The sequence below is a fragment of the Streptomyces sp. NPDC001443 genome, from assembly GCF_053597355.1.
On record NZ_JBSFIA010000057.1, the window covers coordinates 1 to 15302 of the forward strand.

Annotated in this window: 15 protein-coding genes; 6 read left to right on the forward strand and 9 right to left on the reverse strand. The window is 70.4% G+C overall.

Annotated features, from left to right (window positions below; all coding sequences use genetic code 11):
* Both ACWC24_RS37895 and ACWC24_RS37900 read right to left on the reverse strand, forming a co-directional pair.
* A partial coding sequence (locus tag ACWC24_RS37895; RefSeq protein ID WP_450667462.1) for a GAF domain-containing protein occupies positions 1 to 643 on the reverse strand: 643 nt, incomplete at its 3' end.
* 213 nt (positions 644 to 856) lie between these two features.
* The gene (locus ACWC24_RS37900; protein ID WP_450667494.1) at positions 857 to 2512 is read right to left on the reverse strand and encodes a CocE/NonD family hydrolase; all 1656 of its coding nucleotides are present in this window, start codon (positions 2510 to 2512) and stop codon (positions 857 to 859) included.
* A gap of 177 nt (positions 2513 to 2689) precedes the next feature.
* Between ACWC24_RS37900 and ACWC24_RS37905 the strand changes: the two genes are divergently transcribed.
* The gene (locus ACWC24_RS37905; protein ID WP_450667463.1) at positions 2690 to 3406 is read left to right on the forward strand and encodes a TetR/AcrR family transcriptional regulator; all 717 of its coding nucleotides are present in this window, start codon (positions 2690 to 2692) and stop codon (positions 3404 to 3406) included.
* Here the strand turns inward: ACWC24_RS37905 and ACWC24_RS37910 are convergent.
* A complete protein-coding gene (locus ACWC24_RS37910; protein WP_450667464.1) occupies positions 3360 to 4154 on the reverse strand; it encodes an amidohydrolase family protein in 795 nt (264 codons plus the stop codon). The genes ACWC24_RS37905 and ACWC24_RS37910 overlap by 47 nt on opposite strands.
* A 168-nt stretch (positions 4155 to 4322) precedes the next feature.
* On the opposite strand from ACWC24_RS37910, the gene ACWC24_RS37915 reads away from it, so the two are divergent.
* On the forward strand, positions 4323 to 5345 hold the full coding sequence (locus tag ACWC24_RS37915) for a DUF6215 domain-containing protein (protein ID WP_450667465.1): 1023 nt from the start codon (positions 4323 to 4325) through the stop codon (positions 5343 to 5345).
* An 84-nt stretch (positions 5346 to 5429) separates the two neighbouring features.
* Here the strand turns inward: ACWC24_RS37915 and ACWC24_RS37920 are convergent, their stop codons facing one another.
* From ACWC24_RS37920 to ACWC24_RS37935, 4 genes are all read right to left on the reverse strand, one after another.
* Positions 5430 to 6695, reverse strand: a complete 1266-nt coding sequence (locus tag ACWC24_RS37920; RefSeq protein WP_450667466.1) for an amidohydrolase — start codon at positions 6693 to 6695, stop codon at positions 5430 to 5432.
* A complete protein-coding gene (locus tag ACWC24_RS37925; protein ID WP_450667467.1) occupies positions 6679 to 7422 on the reverse strand; it encodes a trimeric intracellular cation channel family protein in 744 nt (247 codons plus the stop codon). Before ACWC24_RS37925 ends, ACWC24_RS37920 begins: the two co-directional genes overlap by 17 nt.
* A 168-nt stretch (positions 7423 to 7590) precedes the next feature.
* The gene (locus ACWC24_RS37930; protein ID WP_450667468.1) at positions 7591 to 8172 is read right to left on the reverse strand and encodes a suppressor of fused domain protein; all 582 of its coding nucleotides are present in this window, start codon (positions 8170 to 8172) and stop codon (positions 7591 to 7593) included.
* A 95-nt stretch (positions 8173 to 8267) separates the two neighbouring features.
* Positions 8268 to 9905, reverse strand: coding sequence for a multicopper oxidase family protein (locus ACWC24_RS37935; protein WP_450667469.1), 1638 nt, complete (start codon positions 9903 to 9905; stop codon positions 8268 to 8270).
* A 345-nt stretch (positions 9906 to 10250) separates the two neighbouring features.
* On the opposite strand from ACWC24_RS37935, the gene ACWC24_RS37940 reads away from it, so the two are divergent.
* Both ACWC24_RS37940 and ACWC24_RS37945 read left to right on the forward strand, forming a co-directional pair.
* Positions 10251 to 10568, forward strand: a complete 318-nt coding sequence (locus tag ACWC24_RS37940) for a hypothetical protein (RefSeq protein WP_450667470.1) — start codon at positions 10251 to 10253, stop codon at positions 10566 to 10568.
* A gap of 228 nt (positions 10569 to 10796) precedes the next feature.
* Complete coding sequence (locus ACWC24_RS37945) at positions 10797 to 11336, forward strand: 2'-5' RNA ligase family protein (protein WP_450667471.1); 540 nt, start codon at positions 10797 to 10799, stop codon at positions 11334 to 11336.
* 93 nt (positions 11337 to 11429) lie between these two features.
* On the opposite strand, the gene ACWC24_RS37950 is transcribed toward ACWC24_RS37945, so the two are convergent.
* Positions 11430 to 12023 (reverse strand): hypothetical protein, encoded by a 594-nt coding sequence (locus ACWC24_RS37950; protein ID WP_450667472.1) that lies wholly within the window; start codon positions 12021 to 12023, stop codon positions 11430 to 11432.
* 279 nt (positions 12024 to 12302) lie between these two features.
* Here ACWC24_RS37950 and ACWC24_RS37955 point away from each other — a divergent pair, with 279 nt between their 5' ends.
* Together ACWC24_RS37955 and ACWC24_RS37960 are read left to right on the forward strand one after the other, a co-directional pair.
* A complete protein-coding gene (locus ACWC24_RS37955) occupies positions 12303 to 12761 on the forward strand; it encodes a MarR family winged helix-turn-helix transcriptional regulator (protein WP_450667473.1) in 459 nt (152 codons plus the stop codon).
* A gap of 84 nt (positions 12762 to 12845) precedes the next feature.
* On the forward strand, positions 12846 to 14567 hold the full coding sequence (locus ACWC24_RS37960) for an MFS transporter (protein WP_450667474.1): 1722 nt from the start codon (positions 12846 to 12848) through the stop codon (positions 14565 to 14567).
* 20 nt (positions 14568 to 14587) lie between these two features.
* Here the strand turns inward: ACWC24_RS37960 and ACWC24_RS37965 are convergent, their stop codons facing one another.
* On the reverse strand, positions 14588 to 15229 hold the full coding sequence (locus ACWC24_RS37965) for a TetR/AcrR family transcriptional regulator (protein WP_450667475.1): 642 nt from the start codon (positions 15227 to 15229) through the stop codon (positions 14588 to 14590).
* Between the last annotated feature and the right edge of the window lie 73 nt (positions 15230 to 15302).

Sequence of the window (15302 nt, forward strand, 5' to 3'; positions counted from 1 at the left end):
GGCCCATCGCGTCGGTGACGGACAGGTGCAGGGTGTCGTGGTCGAGGGTGTAGTCGTAGCTGTCCCCGGCGACGCTGTCGGCCGGGACCAGGGCGCAGGCGAGGGCGAACTCGGCCGCCTCGCAGGAAGGGGCGGAGGGCAGCAGCTGCCGCTGGATCTCGGCGGCCAACGTCATGGGCGTGGTGCGCTGGCCCCAGAGGTAGAGGTCGGTGAAGCGGCGGTCGGTGACCAGGATGTAGGCCAGCGCGTGAGCGGCCTCCTCCACCTGCTGGAGGACGTCGGACGTGACGCGGGGCAGGAACAGCTCCAGGACCCCGATGGTGTCGCCGCGGTTGGTGACCGGGGCCAGGATCCGCTGCGTCCGGCCGCCGTCCGGAGCCTGCACCAGCTGCTGTGTCCTGAGGACCTCGTCGTAGACGCTGCCGACGAGGGGAATCTGGTCGGCGCGCCGCCCCTGCTGGGTATCCATCTCCTCGGTGACCCGCACCACGCGACGGCCGACGATGTCGACGAACAGGAACGACGCGTACTCCGCGCCGAACCGCTCACGCAGATCGCGGGCCACCACATCGAGGGAAGCCACCGGCGCGGCGGCCTCGGCCGCGGCCAGCACGTCGGACAGCCCGATCCGATCACGCGCCACATCAGCCTCCCTGCGGTCCGCCCCCACCTTCCCCGCAGACCCGGCGAGATCGCCCCTGCGGTGCCCATCACAGCACCTGCCCTCCGGCAGAGGTGCTCGATCGGTCGTCCCGGATCCGGGCCCCGGTCACCCCCGACTACCCCGCCGACAGGACGTACACCCGACGCTGGGGAATCCCGCACCAGGCACTCCCCAGCGTCGCGGCGTCGCCACTCACCGCCGACAGGTGGCCTCGCCGCCGCCATCGCCGTCCGCCGTGCCGAGCCCGGAGCTCCGCGCGTGCATCGCGAGCGTCAGCTCCGCGTCCGCGTGGAGCGTGATGCGTACCGGTGTGAAGGTGGTGGCGTCCACCGGCGACTGCCCGGTGCCGGGACTGCGGGCGAAGCGCGGATGGGCGCCTCCGCTGATCTGCCAGCGCATGCGGTGGCCGACGGCGAAGCGGTGGGCGGTCGAGCTCATCGGCACGGTGATCTGCGACGGCTCCTGCCCGGCTGTCCGCAGCCGGCCGAGCCCGTCACAGATGTTGACGGAGCGGCCTTGCGGGTCCACGTCGCACAGGCGGCTGAAGACATCGGCATGGCCGGTGTCCGTGGAGATGCTCAAGCGCGCCGAGACCGGCCCGAGGATGTCCACGGGCTCGGTCAGCGGGGGGCCGGTGAACGTCAGTACGTCCTCCCGTGCCTCCAGGCCGCTGTTGTCGCGGGGACCTGCGGTACGGGAGAGCAGAGGGCCGCCCAGCGACGGGGTGGGGTCGCCCGGGTCGTAGCGGAGGGACGTCAGTGGTGCGCGGTCCGTGGGAGCCTGCCGGGTGAGATGTCCCTGCGCGGTCGGGAACCACCGGCTGACGGCCGTGGCCGGCGGCCAGTCGTCGAGGTTCCGCCAGGCGTTCTCGCCGCCGATGTGCACGCGCACCCTCGTGGGACGCAGTCCGGTGGGATCGGCGCACAGGTGGGCGCGCAGCCAGGCGAGGCTCTCGGCGAACACCTCGGGCCATCCCTGCTGCAGGGCGGAGGTGTGGGTCCAGGGCCCGACGAGCAGGGCGGTCTCGCAGCCGGCCCGACGCAGCCGGTCGTACTGCTCGAAGGTCTGGTCGACCAGCGGGTCGTGCCATCCGGTGATCAGGCTCGTGGGCACGCCGAGCCGCTCCGCCGCCGTCGCGAGCGACGCGCCGCGCCAGTACGCGTCCTGGGGGTCCGGATGTGTCAACACGTCGGCCAGCCAGGGCACTTCGCCCCCGAGTGCCGACGTGTACGCCCCGCGCAGCGGCTGCGCGGTGGTGACGTCACGCAGGCGCCGTCGCAGGCGCAGGGTCGCCTTCAGGAACGCTGCCATGCCCTGGTGCTGGTACGTCATGCCCACGCCGACGGCGAGGGCCGTCTCCAGACGCAGCGCACCGTGGGCGTGGAACAGGGCGTAGGGATCGTGCAGGCCCACCTGCACCACCATCGCCTTGAGTTCCGGCGGTGGGTCCAGGGCGAGGGCCCATTGCGTGTAGCCCAGGTAACTGGGGCCGACGGTCCCGAGTGTTCCGTTGAACCAGGGTTGCCCGCGCAGCCAGGACACGGTGGCCGGGCCGTCGGCGGCCTCGTTGCGCCACAGGTCGAACACCCCGCCCGAACCGCCGGTGCCGCGACAGCTCTGCAGGACCACGTGAAAGCCCTGTTCGGCGAAGAGCAGGCCGTACATGGGGGACCACGGCAGGCCCCGGCCGTACGGCGAGCGCACCAGGAGGGTGGGGAAGTCCCCCTCGGCGCGCGGGAAGTAGTGGTCCGTGATCAGCGGGCTGCCGTCGGCGGCCGGCACCACCAGCCCCGGCTCCCACCCGACGTCGTGCAGCTTGTCCGGGAGGCGGCGCCACGACGCCCTCATCATCCGTGAGGCGCGGGGCGGCTTCCCGGAAGGCGGTGCCCAGGTCGAACTCGGCGCGGATCCGTGTGCGCGCGATGCCATCGTTCCCCTCCTTGATTTACGTACACTGTACGAGAATAGAGGATGCTTGACTGAGACCCGCAAGGGCCGCCGCGATCAAAGGAAGGAGCGTGCACCGTGTCCCGCGACAAAGGGGCCGCCACCCCGGGCGTCGACCCCCGGCAACTCTGGCCGACCTCTGTCCAGCCCCGCAGAGGCCGCAAGCCCGCCTACAGCCGAGAGGTGATCACCGAGGCGGCCGTCGCCCTGGCGGACACGGAGGGTTTTGAAGCGGTCACCATGCGGAACGTCGCCGCACGGGTCGGAGCCGGCGTCATGTCGCTCTACAGCTACGCCCCCGACAAGGAGGCGCTGCTGAACCTGATGGTCGACCACGTCAGCGGCGAACTGCCGACCACGGGCACGCTCACCGGCGACTGGCGCGCCGACCTGAAGGCCGTCGCCCACCTCCAGCGCGCCCTCATGCTGCGCCACCCCTGGCTGCCCGCCGCCCTGTCCACCCGCCGCGTCCCCGGCCCCAACACCCTGGACTTCCTGGAACACGCGCTCGCCGCCCTGCGGCCCACCGGACTGGACGGCACGGCGAAGCTGGAGATCTTCGCCCAACTCACCGCCTTCGTGGCCGGACACGTCGCACATGAGATTGCGCAGGCCGCGGCCTCCCGGTCCCCCGACCGAGCCGCGGCCGAAGCCCGTTACCTCGCCGCTGTCGCCGCGGACGGCCGCCACCCTGAACTCGCCGAAGCCCTCTCCGCCCCCGGGCGCCCCCTCACCCCCGAAGCCACCTTCACCCGGTTCCTCGACCGCCTGGTCGACGGCCTGGACACCGGCTGAGCTCGCTCCGCGTCGTCAGTGGTCTCGGCCGCTGACGCGGTACTCCTCGGAGGGCATCGAGTCCCGTCTGGCTGGAGCCTTCGGTGGCGGCCCGCACCGCCTCTTCCACGGTGAGGCGCTCGTCCGGGCCGCAGGAGAGGCCCTCTTCGCTGATGCGCTCCACGAAGGCCTGGATCCCGGCAAGGGGTGCGCCGGGGGCGACGGGCCGGTCGGAGCTGAAGCCGAGCGGCAGGCCCGCGTCGAGGAGGCTGCGTCCCCGGTGTGACCAGGCGCTGCGGTCGGGCCCGACGGCACGCCTCATGCCCTCGCCGTTGACCTGACAGGAGTGGCCGGAGGCGTGCTTGATCCAGACGGGACGGCCGCCGCTGACGCGGACGAGGACGTCCCGGTCGGGGACGGCCCCGTGCAGCAGGACGGGGTTGTACCCGCACGCGATGGTCCCTTCATCGGGCGCGGCGCTCTGTGCGCGCTCCTCGATCGTGCGGTACACGTCGTCGAGGGATCCCACTCGGGAGAGGTCGGTTTCGAACAGGGGCGTGCCGAACCAGACGCTGTGGGCGTGGGCGTCGTTGAAGCCCGGCAGAACGACACGGTGGTGCGCGTTCACACGCCGGCGGCCCTTGAGACCGTCCACCTCGTGTCCCGTGGCCGCCACACGCCCGTCGAGGACGGCCAGGCTGTCCACGACGGGCTCCTGGGGGTCACCGGTGTGGATTCGCCCGTTCTCGACGATCAGATCGACCAGCACTGTCGCCGTCTCCTTCGGTGCACGTTGATCAGCGGGAAGTCCATGTTCGTCTCGATCGCCGATTTCGGATCGCCGGCTCGGCTTCTCCTGCACCGGTAATCCCTGCACTTGCCCGGAACTGTGGCTTCCGTCATGGCGGTTGTGATCTTGCCCTGGTGAGATCACCGGGTGCTCGGATTCCTCCTTCGCCTTCTGCCGTTCTGGGTCCGCGAGCCCCTGCTCATCGCGGTCGGGTCCGTTCTCGGCGTACGCATCATGTATCTCGCCGTCCACGATCACGACCGGGTCGCGGCCGGTCTCGGCGTGGTGTTTCTCGTGCTCACCGCATTACGCGTGCACGTGGTGGTCCGGGCCCTGCGCGCACGGCGCGACCCGAGTTCGCCGACCTCCGCAGACGGGGCGGCAGTCGACGCTGCCGACCGACCTCAGACCCCCTCCCGCTCCCAGGCCCAGGTCGGAACCGGGCTGCGTCCCGTCCCGAGCACTGCGGCGAAGGAGCCCGACCCATGGGGCCAGGCCGTCGCGGCCGTGGCCGTGGTCGGGGCACTCGCGGCCGCCCTGTGGGTCGCCCCGCGCTTCATGCCGTCCGACGTCGACTCCGCGCAACCCGCCTCGTGTTCGGACGGGTCACCGGAGCCACTGCCGAAGTCCTACCGGCAGACGCCCCGGCCCGTGACCGGTGAGGAGCTGTGCAACGCGCTCAACCGGCCCGACCTGGCCCAGCTCCTCGGCACGCCCGGCGAGACCGCGAACACCGCTTCAGGCACCGACAACACCGCTCCTCTGACGGATGGAAAGGTCCCCGAACCGGAGGCCGAGATCACCTTCGACACGTACACCGTGAATGTCTCGGTCACTTACAACCACATGTCGACGAACCAGTATGCGAAGCTGATGAAGTTCGGGGACGAGACGGACATCAAGTCGCTGACGGTTCTCGGCCGGCCCGCCGTCCTCTCATCGGACCACACCATGAAGTTCGAGATCGATCTCGGAAGCGGCGCATCCGGCGGTCCGGTCGGGCAAGGCCCCCTGGCCAGGACGCTGACCGTGGCCCTGGACCGTGAAGACCGAGGCGGCTACTGTGACATCACCGTATGGAGCACGTCCGGAGCCCTCCCGGACGACAGCGCTCTCCTCGACATCGCCGAGAAGGTTCTTCCGAGGATCCCCGAACGGTCCGTCCGATGACGCCGACGGCATTCCTGCCGACGGCGCCGGGGCGGTGCCGGGCAGTGTCCGACCGTTCCTTCCGCTCCCTTGGCCCGGCATCGCTCACTCCTGGTCGTCGGCGAGCCAGTCCAGTGCGGCGACGGTCAGGGCTGTGATGCCGGTGTCCAGGGTGGGCTGGACGACGGGGGCGAAGGCGGGTGAGTGGTTCACGGGGATGTCCTGGTCGACGGTGCCGCTGCGTTCTGCCTCGGCGTACTGCTCGGGATCGATCCCGCCGATGCCCCAGTAGCACAGCGGGGTCCCGAAGGCGTCGGGGATCTCGCTGAAGTCCTCGCTGGCGGTCTGCAGGGCGATGGTGCCGGCAGCGTCGCCGAAATGGGCGCGGAAGGCCTTGTCGAGCCGTGCCGCCGTCTCGGCGTCGTTGGACGTGGGCGGGAACGAGGTCAGCGTCTCGATGTCGGGTTCCCTCGGCGCCGCGGACGCCTGGGCCTCGGCACGCACGCACCGGTGGATCGCGTCGAGGATGCGGGCACGGGTGGCGTCGTTGTAGCTGCGGACGTTCAGTTCGAGGGTGGCGCTGTCGGGAATGACGTTCGGGCTGGACCCGGCGTGGAGGCTGCCGACCGTCAGCACCGCCGGATCGGTGGCCGCGACCTCGCGGGAGACGATGGTCTGCAGCCGAAGGACGCACAGCGCGGCCAGGACGACCGGGTCGATCGCGGACTGGGGCATGGAGCCGTGGGCGCCGCGCCCGTGCAGGGTGATGCGCAGGCTGTCCGCCGCGCTGAGGAACGGCCCCGGACGCACCCCGACGTATCCGGCCGGGTAGGGCAGCACGTGCTGGGCGAAGGCCACGTCGGGGCGGGGAACACGCTCGGTCAGGCCGTCCTCGACCATCGCGTCGGCGCCGTCGCCGTTCTCCTCCGACGGCTGGAAGAGCACCACCAGCGTGCCCCGCCAGGTCTGCCGGCCCTGCGCCATGAGCTGCGCGCATCCGAGCAGGCAGGACACGTGCACGTCGTGTCCGCAGGCGTGCATGACCGGCACCTCGCGGCCGGACCGATCGGTGGCGGTGGCGGTGGAGGCGTACGGAAGGCCGGTGGCCTCCCGCACCGGGAGGGCGTCCATGTCGGCGCGCAGCAGGACGGTGGGTCCGCTGCCGTGGGACAGCACGCCCACCACGCCGGTTCCCCCGATGCCGTCGGTGACGGTGAACCCCCAGGCCCGCAGCCGCTCGGCCACGCGGGCGGACGTGCGGGTCTCGGCCAGTCCGAGTTCGGGATGGGCGTGCAGGTCCCGGTAGAAGTCCTCCACCTGGTCGCGGATCGCGTCCAGGCCGGTCAGCACGCTCTCAACGGCTTTCGTCATCCGGCGGCTCCTGCTTCGTGTGCTCGCGCGCGGCCCGGGTGCGGTGCCTGCTCGTGCGGCCGCGTACCTGCCTCAGTGCCCGCGTGGGCTCCAGCGGCAGACCGCCGGGCAGGCTCCAGTCGCGGTGGTTGGCGACCAGTCTCAGCACCATGCCGCCGAGGATGCCGACGACGATGCCGATCGTGGGGGCACCCAGCCGCGCGCAGACGATGTACACACCGGACACGGCCGCCGCGACGGTGGCATACAGGCCGTTGCCTCCCAGGACAGCAGGTACACGGCTGAGCAGCAAGTCGCGTACCGCTCCCCCGCCGACGGCCGACACCGTGCCGATCAGGATCGCGGCCGGCCAGGCCAGTCCCGCGGCGAGGGTCTTATGGGTGCCGGCGATGGCCCAGAAGCTGAGGACCGCGGCATCGAGCCACGCGAACAGCCGGTTCCACTGGGCCTCGCCGATGGTGAACAGGAACGCCAGGAACGCGCCGGCCATCGCCGTCGGCAGATAGGCGGCGTCGGTGAGCGCCACCGGGGTGCCGCGCTGGAGCAGGGTGTCGCGGATGATGCCACCGCCCAGCCCGGACACCGTCCCCACGGCGAGGTAGCCGAACAGGTCCAGGCCCTGGGCCCGGGCCACCGCCCCGCCCAGCAGACCGCAGATCGCCACCCCGGCCAGGTCCAGGCACCCGGTGACCTGATCCACATCCGCCGGGGAAAGCCACGACGCCATCTGTGCTCCCGCCTGCTCGGCCGCAGCGACTGCGGCCGGCCCGATGTGCGGGACACCGACGTCCCTGGTCCGGCCTCCTACCGTGCCCGCGGACGGACCCATTTCCGATCCGGCACGCCGGACCCGGCCCGAAGGGCGGATGACCGTAACGCCCGCGAGGCTCGGAGGTCAGGCGACGGACGGACGCCTTGGATCGGTCGGGACGATCGCGTGCTCGTCGAAGAGTCGTTCAAGGGCTTCGTCGCCGTGTTCGCGGCGGTAGGCCATCTCGGCTGCGGTGACAGGCAGAACCCAGAGGATGCGGGCACGGCCGTCCGGCAACGGACAGTACTCCAGGTCAGGGCCGTGCAGGTAGGGAAGGCTGATCAGCAGGTGGTCGCAGTGCGACCCGGGCAGCCACGGCTCCCCGATCGGCAGGCTGTGCTGGAGATCAAGGCGATGATCGGCGTGGTAGTACGCGATCATGGCCAGGAGATCAGCGAAGCGCTCGTCGCGGACGGGCGCGGTGAGGACGAATTCGAGGCCGTGACCGTCCGTCTCGGCCGTGGACCAGCAACCGGCGGTGAGGTAGGCCCAGCTGTCGGCGCGTGGTCCCGGGCTGATGGTGAGGATCCTCAGGTCCGGAACCGCTTCCCTTCGCCCAGGTCCCAGGTCGTAGTCGTCGACCGTGATCGCATGGCCGGTGAAGAAGCCGCGGACGTGGGCCTCGACGCCTGCCGTCGCCCGTCGGCTGCGCCCGCTCTCGATCATGGTGGAGAGCATCTCACGGGCCGGTCAGGGCCCCCGAACCACCACCGGGCGACCCCGGGCACCCGGCCCGGAGCGCGAGTGGGGCCCACAGGGGGTCAGCGACTCCGGTCCCGCTCTGCGGACTCCGCCGGTGCGACGTAGTCCACGGTCTGCATCATGCCGAGGTCTTCATGTTGGAGCTGGTGGCAGTGGGCGAAGGCGCGGCCGGTGAAGTCCTCGTACTTGACCAGGAAGGTGGCGGACTCGCCGGGTCTGCCGCCGGTCAGACCGATGGTGTCGTGCCAGACCGGCGGGTCGAGTCGCTTGCCGTTCTTGTGCGTGAGCAGGACGTGGTTGGTGTGCAGGTGGAAGGGGTGACTGTGCGCCGGCACGGTCTCGTCGGTTCGGACGGTCCATCGTTCGACGGTGCCGAGGCGCAGGGTGTGGTTGGTGTACTGGGGGTCGAACAGGCCGTAGGCCGGGTCGCGGGTGAGGTCCCCGTCGGGGTCGGCCGCGGGGGTGGCGTTGGTGCCCAGCATCCGGAAGGCGCTGGGGAACGCCCCGGCGAAGGCGCGCCCGTCGGCGTGGAAGACCACTTCCCGGTCCGCGCCGGGGTCGGTGATGTCCTTCTCGTCGAGGAACGGCCTGCCCGGCGGCAGCGAGGCCGGCAGCTCCATGGGTGGTTCCACGGGCTCCCCGGCCACCACGATCGTCATCAGCGGGCCGGGCACCATGTCCGATCGCAGTTCGTACCTGCCGGGTGCGCCGCCTCGGATCAGGATGTCGGCTCGGTTGCCCATGGCCATGTCCAGCAGCTTCAGCGCACGAGGCGCGTCGAAGGCGATGCCGTCCTGAGCGATCTGATGCATCGTCAGGTTATCGCGCTCTCCGGTCACTTGGAGGCGCAGGGCGGTGAAGGCGGTCGCGGCGACCAGCCGCCACCGCTGGACCTCGCCGGGGCGCAGCGTGAGGGTGGGGTTGACCGCGCCGTTGACGGTGAAGGTGGAGGGGATCCCGGCCACCCAGCCGCCCGAGGTGAATGCGGGGACCTTGCCGTCCTTGAATTTGAGTTCGTTGATGCATACGACGACGTCGGCGGCCTTCTTGATCTCCGGGACCTCGTCGACGTCGCCCTCGACGACGATCACCCCGGCCATGCCTCCGACGATCTGCTCGGCGGTGGATCCGTGCAGGTGCGGGTGGTACCAGTAGGTGCCGGCCGGATGATCGGCCGGCACCTGGATGGTCGTCTCGTACCGCGGCTCCGCGGTACCGGCGGCGGCCTCCTCCGCGGTGCGCGGCGGGAACTCGCGCAGCACGTTGTCGGCCTGCCCGGACGGGGAGACGTGCATTCCGTGGGTGTGCAGGTTGAAGCTGTTGGGGTGATGCGGCGCGTGGGAGTCGCCGCTGTGGGGCGGGTTGGGCGGCAGGCCGTTGATGTGCGTCAGCCGCAGCGTGTCCCCGCCGCGTACGCGCAGGGTCGGCCCCGGGACCGCTCCGTTGTAGGTGCGCGTGGACACCCGGCCGTAGCCCGGGACGGACACGTCGGTGAGCCGGACGTCGAGCGTCTGCTCGACCACCCCCGAGGCCGAGCCCGGCATCAGTCGCGGGGTCGACACGGCAGGCTGCGGAAACAACGTCGCCGCGGCCGCACGCCGCCATCCCCCCAGGATTCCGCCGGGCACCGCCGCGATACCCGCGACGACGATGCCCTTCAGTGCCGATCGACGACCGATCCCACCACTTTCGCTCATGTCTCCGCAATCTAATCCCAATCGACCAACAGGCCAGGACGGCACACCGAACCGTGTGGAACGCGACGGCCCTGCTCGAGGGCCTGACAGTGGAGCGGTTCGACCGAGAATCCGGTCGGCACCGGATCTCGATACACCGACGAGTTCCTGCCGGACCGGGCAGGCCCTTCGGGCGGCAGGGGCCCTGACTGGCGCGGCAAGATCTGCGCTTCAGGGTCCGGGGCCGTCACCCTGTCGGATAATCTCCTCGCGCCGAGACCATCGGGCCCGGCAACACGCTCGGGCCGGCTGGGAGACAAGGCTGCGGCCTCCCGGCCCGCGCCGCCTCACGAAGTGGAGAACGCCTTGCCCCACTGGGCCGTGCTGCGAGCCGAGGGCCAGGCGGAAGCCTTCCGGTACACCGTCCACCGCGAGCTCGAAGGGACCGAGGCCGAAGCACTGGCCTCGATGCGAGACATCATCGACACCTTCGCAGAGGCCTTCACCGAATCAGGGCGCCGACGTCAGAGAAGGCAGGTTTTCCAGGTTTCCGAGCGGCGCTACTTCGTGCGCGTCCACAACAGGTGGTCCGTCGAGGAGGCACACTTCTCTCTCGCCGAGCTCATAGCCGACACTCAGGACGCCGACCTTCCCGACACCGTGGGCGGTCAGGACCTGTCGTAACGGGTGGCGAGGCAGTGCCACTGCTTGCGTTTGTCGCTGCACAAGTCGCCAGGCCCTCCCGCCGGACTCCGGGACAAGCCTTGCAAACGGCTTGCGCGTTGGAGGCCGACGACAGCCCGCGACGGCCGATGCTGCGATCGGCAGCAGACTTGGCCCTGTGCCAACTGGCGCCACTGCAAAGGGTGTCCAGTGCTGCCCTCAGCCTCTGAGATGGCAGCATGCAATGCCATGACAGACGGCAGCACCAGCAGGTTCCACGCAGGCCAGACAGGACTCATCGTCAGGATCCCCGATGCGGAGCCGGTCGTTCGTGCATGGCGTGAACGGTTCGATCCCTCAGCTGCAGCAGGAGTACCAGCGCATGTCACGGTGCTGTTCCCATTCCTCGAGGGGGACCGGATTGACGCGCACGTCTGCTCGGACCTGACTGACCTGATCGGCAGCCGTCAGGCCATCGACCTGCGTTTCGAGACCTGCGGACGGTTTCCTGGGGTGCTGTATCTCGCTCCTGAACCTGACGTGCAACTGCGGCGGCTCACCGAGTCGATCGCTGACCGATGGCCCGAAGCCCCGCCCTATGGCGGCCAGTTCACCGAGGCCGTGCCTCATCTGACTGTTGCCGACGGTCAGGAGGACGCAGTCCTGGACGAGATCGAGGCCGACCTGGTCGGCAGGCTCTCCTTCACGTCCCGGGTCGCGTCAGTCGACCTGATGGTGCACGACGGTACGAAGTGGCAAGAGCGGGCGTCGTTTGCGCTGCTTGGATGAGCAGAACGTGAGCTCGGCCGACTCGCCGCACGAGCAGCGGGCCAGCGCGAAGACGTCGGTCAGCCGGCTTCGATCTCCTACGCGCCGCGCCATCTACGCGGTGGACGCGGGCAGGGGACGCCGAGTCTCCAGGATGATCGCCGTGCCGGCCACGGATCGGTCCTCGTGCATGGTGATTTCCTGGCCTGGTCGAAGGTCCTTCCATTGCGAGGGGTCGAGCGGTGCGAGTCGCACCGAGGATCGTCCACCGGGCTCCAGGAGGGGCATGTACTCCACCCAGAGCCGGGCGATGTCGAGGGCCGGCTCGCCGGTCGGGGCTCGATTGCCGATGTTCCACATCGGTCGCAGGACACCTGCTCCGGGGACCGGGGTCTGCCGTCGGGCTTCGGCAGCCGGCCGGAGAGTGAGGTCGGCTCGAATGATCCCGTTGAGGGTTTCGCAGCACCGCCAGTGGCACCAGGCCAGGCTCTTCTCCAGCCGCATCTGCTCGGCGGCCCTGGCCAAGGTCTCCCAGAAGCCGAGCGGCAGCGGGTGGACGTCGCCGAGTTCCTCCAGCAGCCCGAGGGCCACTTCCCACTCGTCCTGGGTGAGGTACTCCCAGACGTCGTTCACCGTGATGTCGTTCTCGGTGGCGACCTGTTCGGGGACCAGCAAGGAGGCGGCTTCCAGCAGCTTCGGGACGTCCATACCCTGATTCTGGACCACGGCCTCCCGTTCTGCGGCAGTCTCCCAGGCAGCTCACGACAGGCCTCGACGCGATGGGGTCAGTCACGTCCGAGGTCACGGTCGGTGGCGCCCGACTGCATCGGCCCCTGGGGCATCGGCGTACCCCCGAGGGACAGAACCGGACGGCTCGTCAGCAACCCAAGGAAAGTTGGCGGTTCAGGGGCCTGCGGCGCGGCCCGCGCGCCCGAAACCTGCGCCGGCATGATTGATTCATGCTACACCTACATGCATAATGCCCCTATGCATAAGCAGGTTATGGACCACGGCACCGGGGAGAAGGTCTCCGAAGACCTCATCAGTGCCGTGGAACAGATGGTTCGTTACGTGAGGCAGAGCGCGACCTCGGGCGGCCTGAGCATCGCGGCCTCCTCCGTGCTGGCCCGGCTGGGCCGCGAAGGCGCCGTCCGGCTGACCGAGTTGGCCCGTTCCGAGGGCGTGTCGCAGCCGAACATGACGCAGTTGGTCACCCGCCTGGAGCGGGACGGTCTGGTACGCCGCACCGCCGACGCCAGCGACGGCCGGGGCGTGTTGGTCGAGGCCACCGCCGACGGACTCGAACTCTTCCGGCAACGCCGCGCCGAACGCATGGACGCCCTCCAGGAACTGGTCGACGAACTCACCACGGACGAACGGCAGGCCGTACAGGTCGCCCTGCCCGCTCTGGCGCGCGCGGTCCAGCACCGGCAGACCCCCGTCTGACGCCGCCGACGGCTTCCTCCGGCTTCCGGTCCCGTCCCGCTCACATCATGTCGGCCCATGCCGACGTCCGGAAAGAGATACCGAATGAGCGCTCCACACCAGAAGGTCGCAAGCCCGTTCAAGCAGCCGAAGGCCGTCTGGGCCGTGGCGTTCGCCTGCGTCATCTCGTTCATGGGCATCGGCCTGGTGGACCCGATCCTGCCCGCGCTGGCGAACAACCTCCACGCCACGCCCAGCCAGGTCTCGCTGCTGTTCACCAGCTACCTCATCGTCACCGCGGTGGCGATGCTGATCGTCGGCTGGGTCTCCAGCCGGATCGGCGCCAAGTACACCCTCATCGTCGGGCTCGCCGTCATCGTCGTCTTCGCCGCCCTGGCGGGCATGTCGGGCTCCATCAACGGCATCGTCGGCATGCGCGCCGGCTGGGGACTGGGCAACGCGCTGTTCATCGCCACCTCCCTGGCCGTCATCGTCGCCTCGGCCAGCGGCGGCTTCGGCGGCGCGATCATCCTCTACGAGACGGCTCTCGGCCTCGGTATCGCCGTCGGGCCGCTGCTCGGCGGCGAGTTGGGAGCCATCAGCTGGCGCGGCCCCTTCTTCGGCGTCGCCGTGCTCATGGCCATCGCGCTGATCGCCACCGTCGCCTTCGTGCCCCAGCTGCCCAAGCCGGCCAAGCGCACCTCTCCCCTCGCCCCACTGGCCGCCCTGCGCCACCGTGGGCTGCTGACCATGGGGATCATGGCCCTGCTGTACAACTGGGGCTTCTTCACCATGCTCGGCTACGCCCCCTACCCGATGGAGCTGAACGCCCACGAGCTCGGACTGGTCTTCACCGGCTGGGGTCTGCTCGTGGCCGCCTTCAGCGTGTTCTTCGCCCCCCGGCTCCAGGCCCGCTACGGCACCGCGCCCGTGCTCTACGCCAACCTCGTCGGCCTCGGCATCGTCATGGCGGTGATCGCCGCCGGTGTCGGCACCCCGTCCGTGGTCATCACGGCCGTCGTCGTCAGCGGGATCTTCATCGGCATCAACAACACGCTCACCACCCAGGCGGTCATGCTCGTCTCTCCCGTCGAGCGGCCCGTCGGCTCCTCCGCGTACGGCTTCGTACGGTTCATCGGCGGCGGCCTCGCCCCGTACGCGGCCGGAAAGATCGCGGACGCCACCGACCTCGGCGTCCCCTTCTACGTCGGCGCCGCCACCTTCCTGCTCGCCATTCCGGTCCTGGCCAGCGGCCACAAGCTGCTCAGCGCGGCCGAGCAGCGCCCCGCGGAAGCCGCGCCCCTCGCTGCCGCCCTGATCCCGGTGGGCAGGCAGACGGCGCAGGGCGAAGCCTCCGTCATCGTCGCGGTCGGCAACCACCCCGGCGCCCCCGCAGTCGTCGACGCGGCCGCCCGGCTCGCCCACGACACCAGCAGCGCCCTGGAGATCGTGCACGTGCAGCAGACAGCGGTCGTCGAGGAACAGGCCGTCGACACGGAGACCGACGAACAGGCCCGCGCCGCGGTCGGTGCGCATCTGACCCGTCTGGCCGCCCAGGGCGTCAGCGCCACGGGTCAGGTCCTGCGCAGCGTCGGCGACCACGCCGCGGCGGGCCGGGCCCTGGCCGCACACGCGGACCGGGTCCACGCACGCGCCGTGGCCATCGGCCGCTCCCCCCGGGGCCCCCTCGCCCAGTTCACCGACGGCAGCTTCACCACCGCCCTGGCCCACGGCACGCGCTGCACGGTCGTCCTCGTCGACCCGGAGCACACCCCTCGCGAGCTCACCGCCAGGACCATCGCGCAACTGCGGACCGCCGCTCGCTGACAGCCGACCGGGCGCGACCGTCACCCGGACTGCGCGGTCTCCGACGGCCCGGCGGTCGCAGCCGTGGACGAGGGGGTGAGCAGGTTCCAGAAGTAGGCGAGCTGGTCGGACATGTCGATCTCGGGGTCGTACATCCACTGCGTCTGCAGCCCGTCGATCAGGGCGAAGAGGAGACCGGCCAGGCGGTCGGGGTCGAGGCCCACGGGCAGGGTCCCGGCCGCCTGCCGGTCCCGGACCAACTCGGCGACGAGGTCACGCGCGGTCGCGTAGCGGTCGCGGAAGTACTCGTGTGCCGGATGGCCGGGCTCGGCCGCCTCGGCCGCGAAGCGCGAGAAAAGCTGGGTGAGGCCCGGGACCTCGGCGTTGTGCCGGACGAGCGCGGTGAACACCCGGCCCAGGTCCGGGGGCGCGTCGGCGGTCGATCCGAAGGGGCCCTCCAGGAGGCGCCGGTCGACCTCGTCGCGGCGGCGCAGGATCTCGACGAAGAGCTGCTCCTTGGTCCCGAAGTAGTGCAGCAGTCCGGTCTGGCTCAGGCCGACCGCCTGGGCGAGCTCGCGCACCGTCGCGCGGCTGTATCCGACCCGCGCCACGATGTCGAGCGCCGTGTCGAGGATCTCCTCCCGCTTGGCGATGCCTTTCGCGTACGAACCACGTCGTGCCATGAACACGACTCTACGGCACCGGAAATTCGCTGGTGGGACCCCTTGTCGCCAAAAACCGAGTGTCATACTGTTT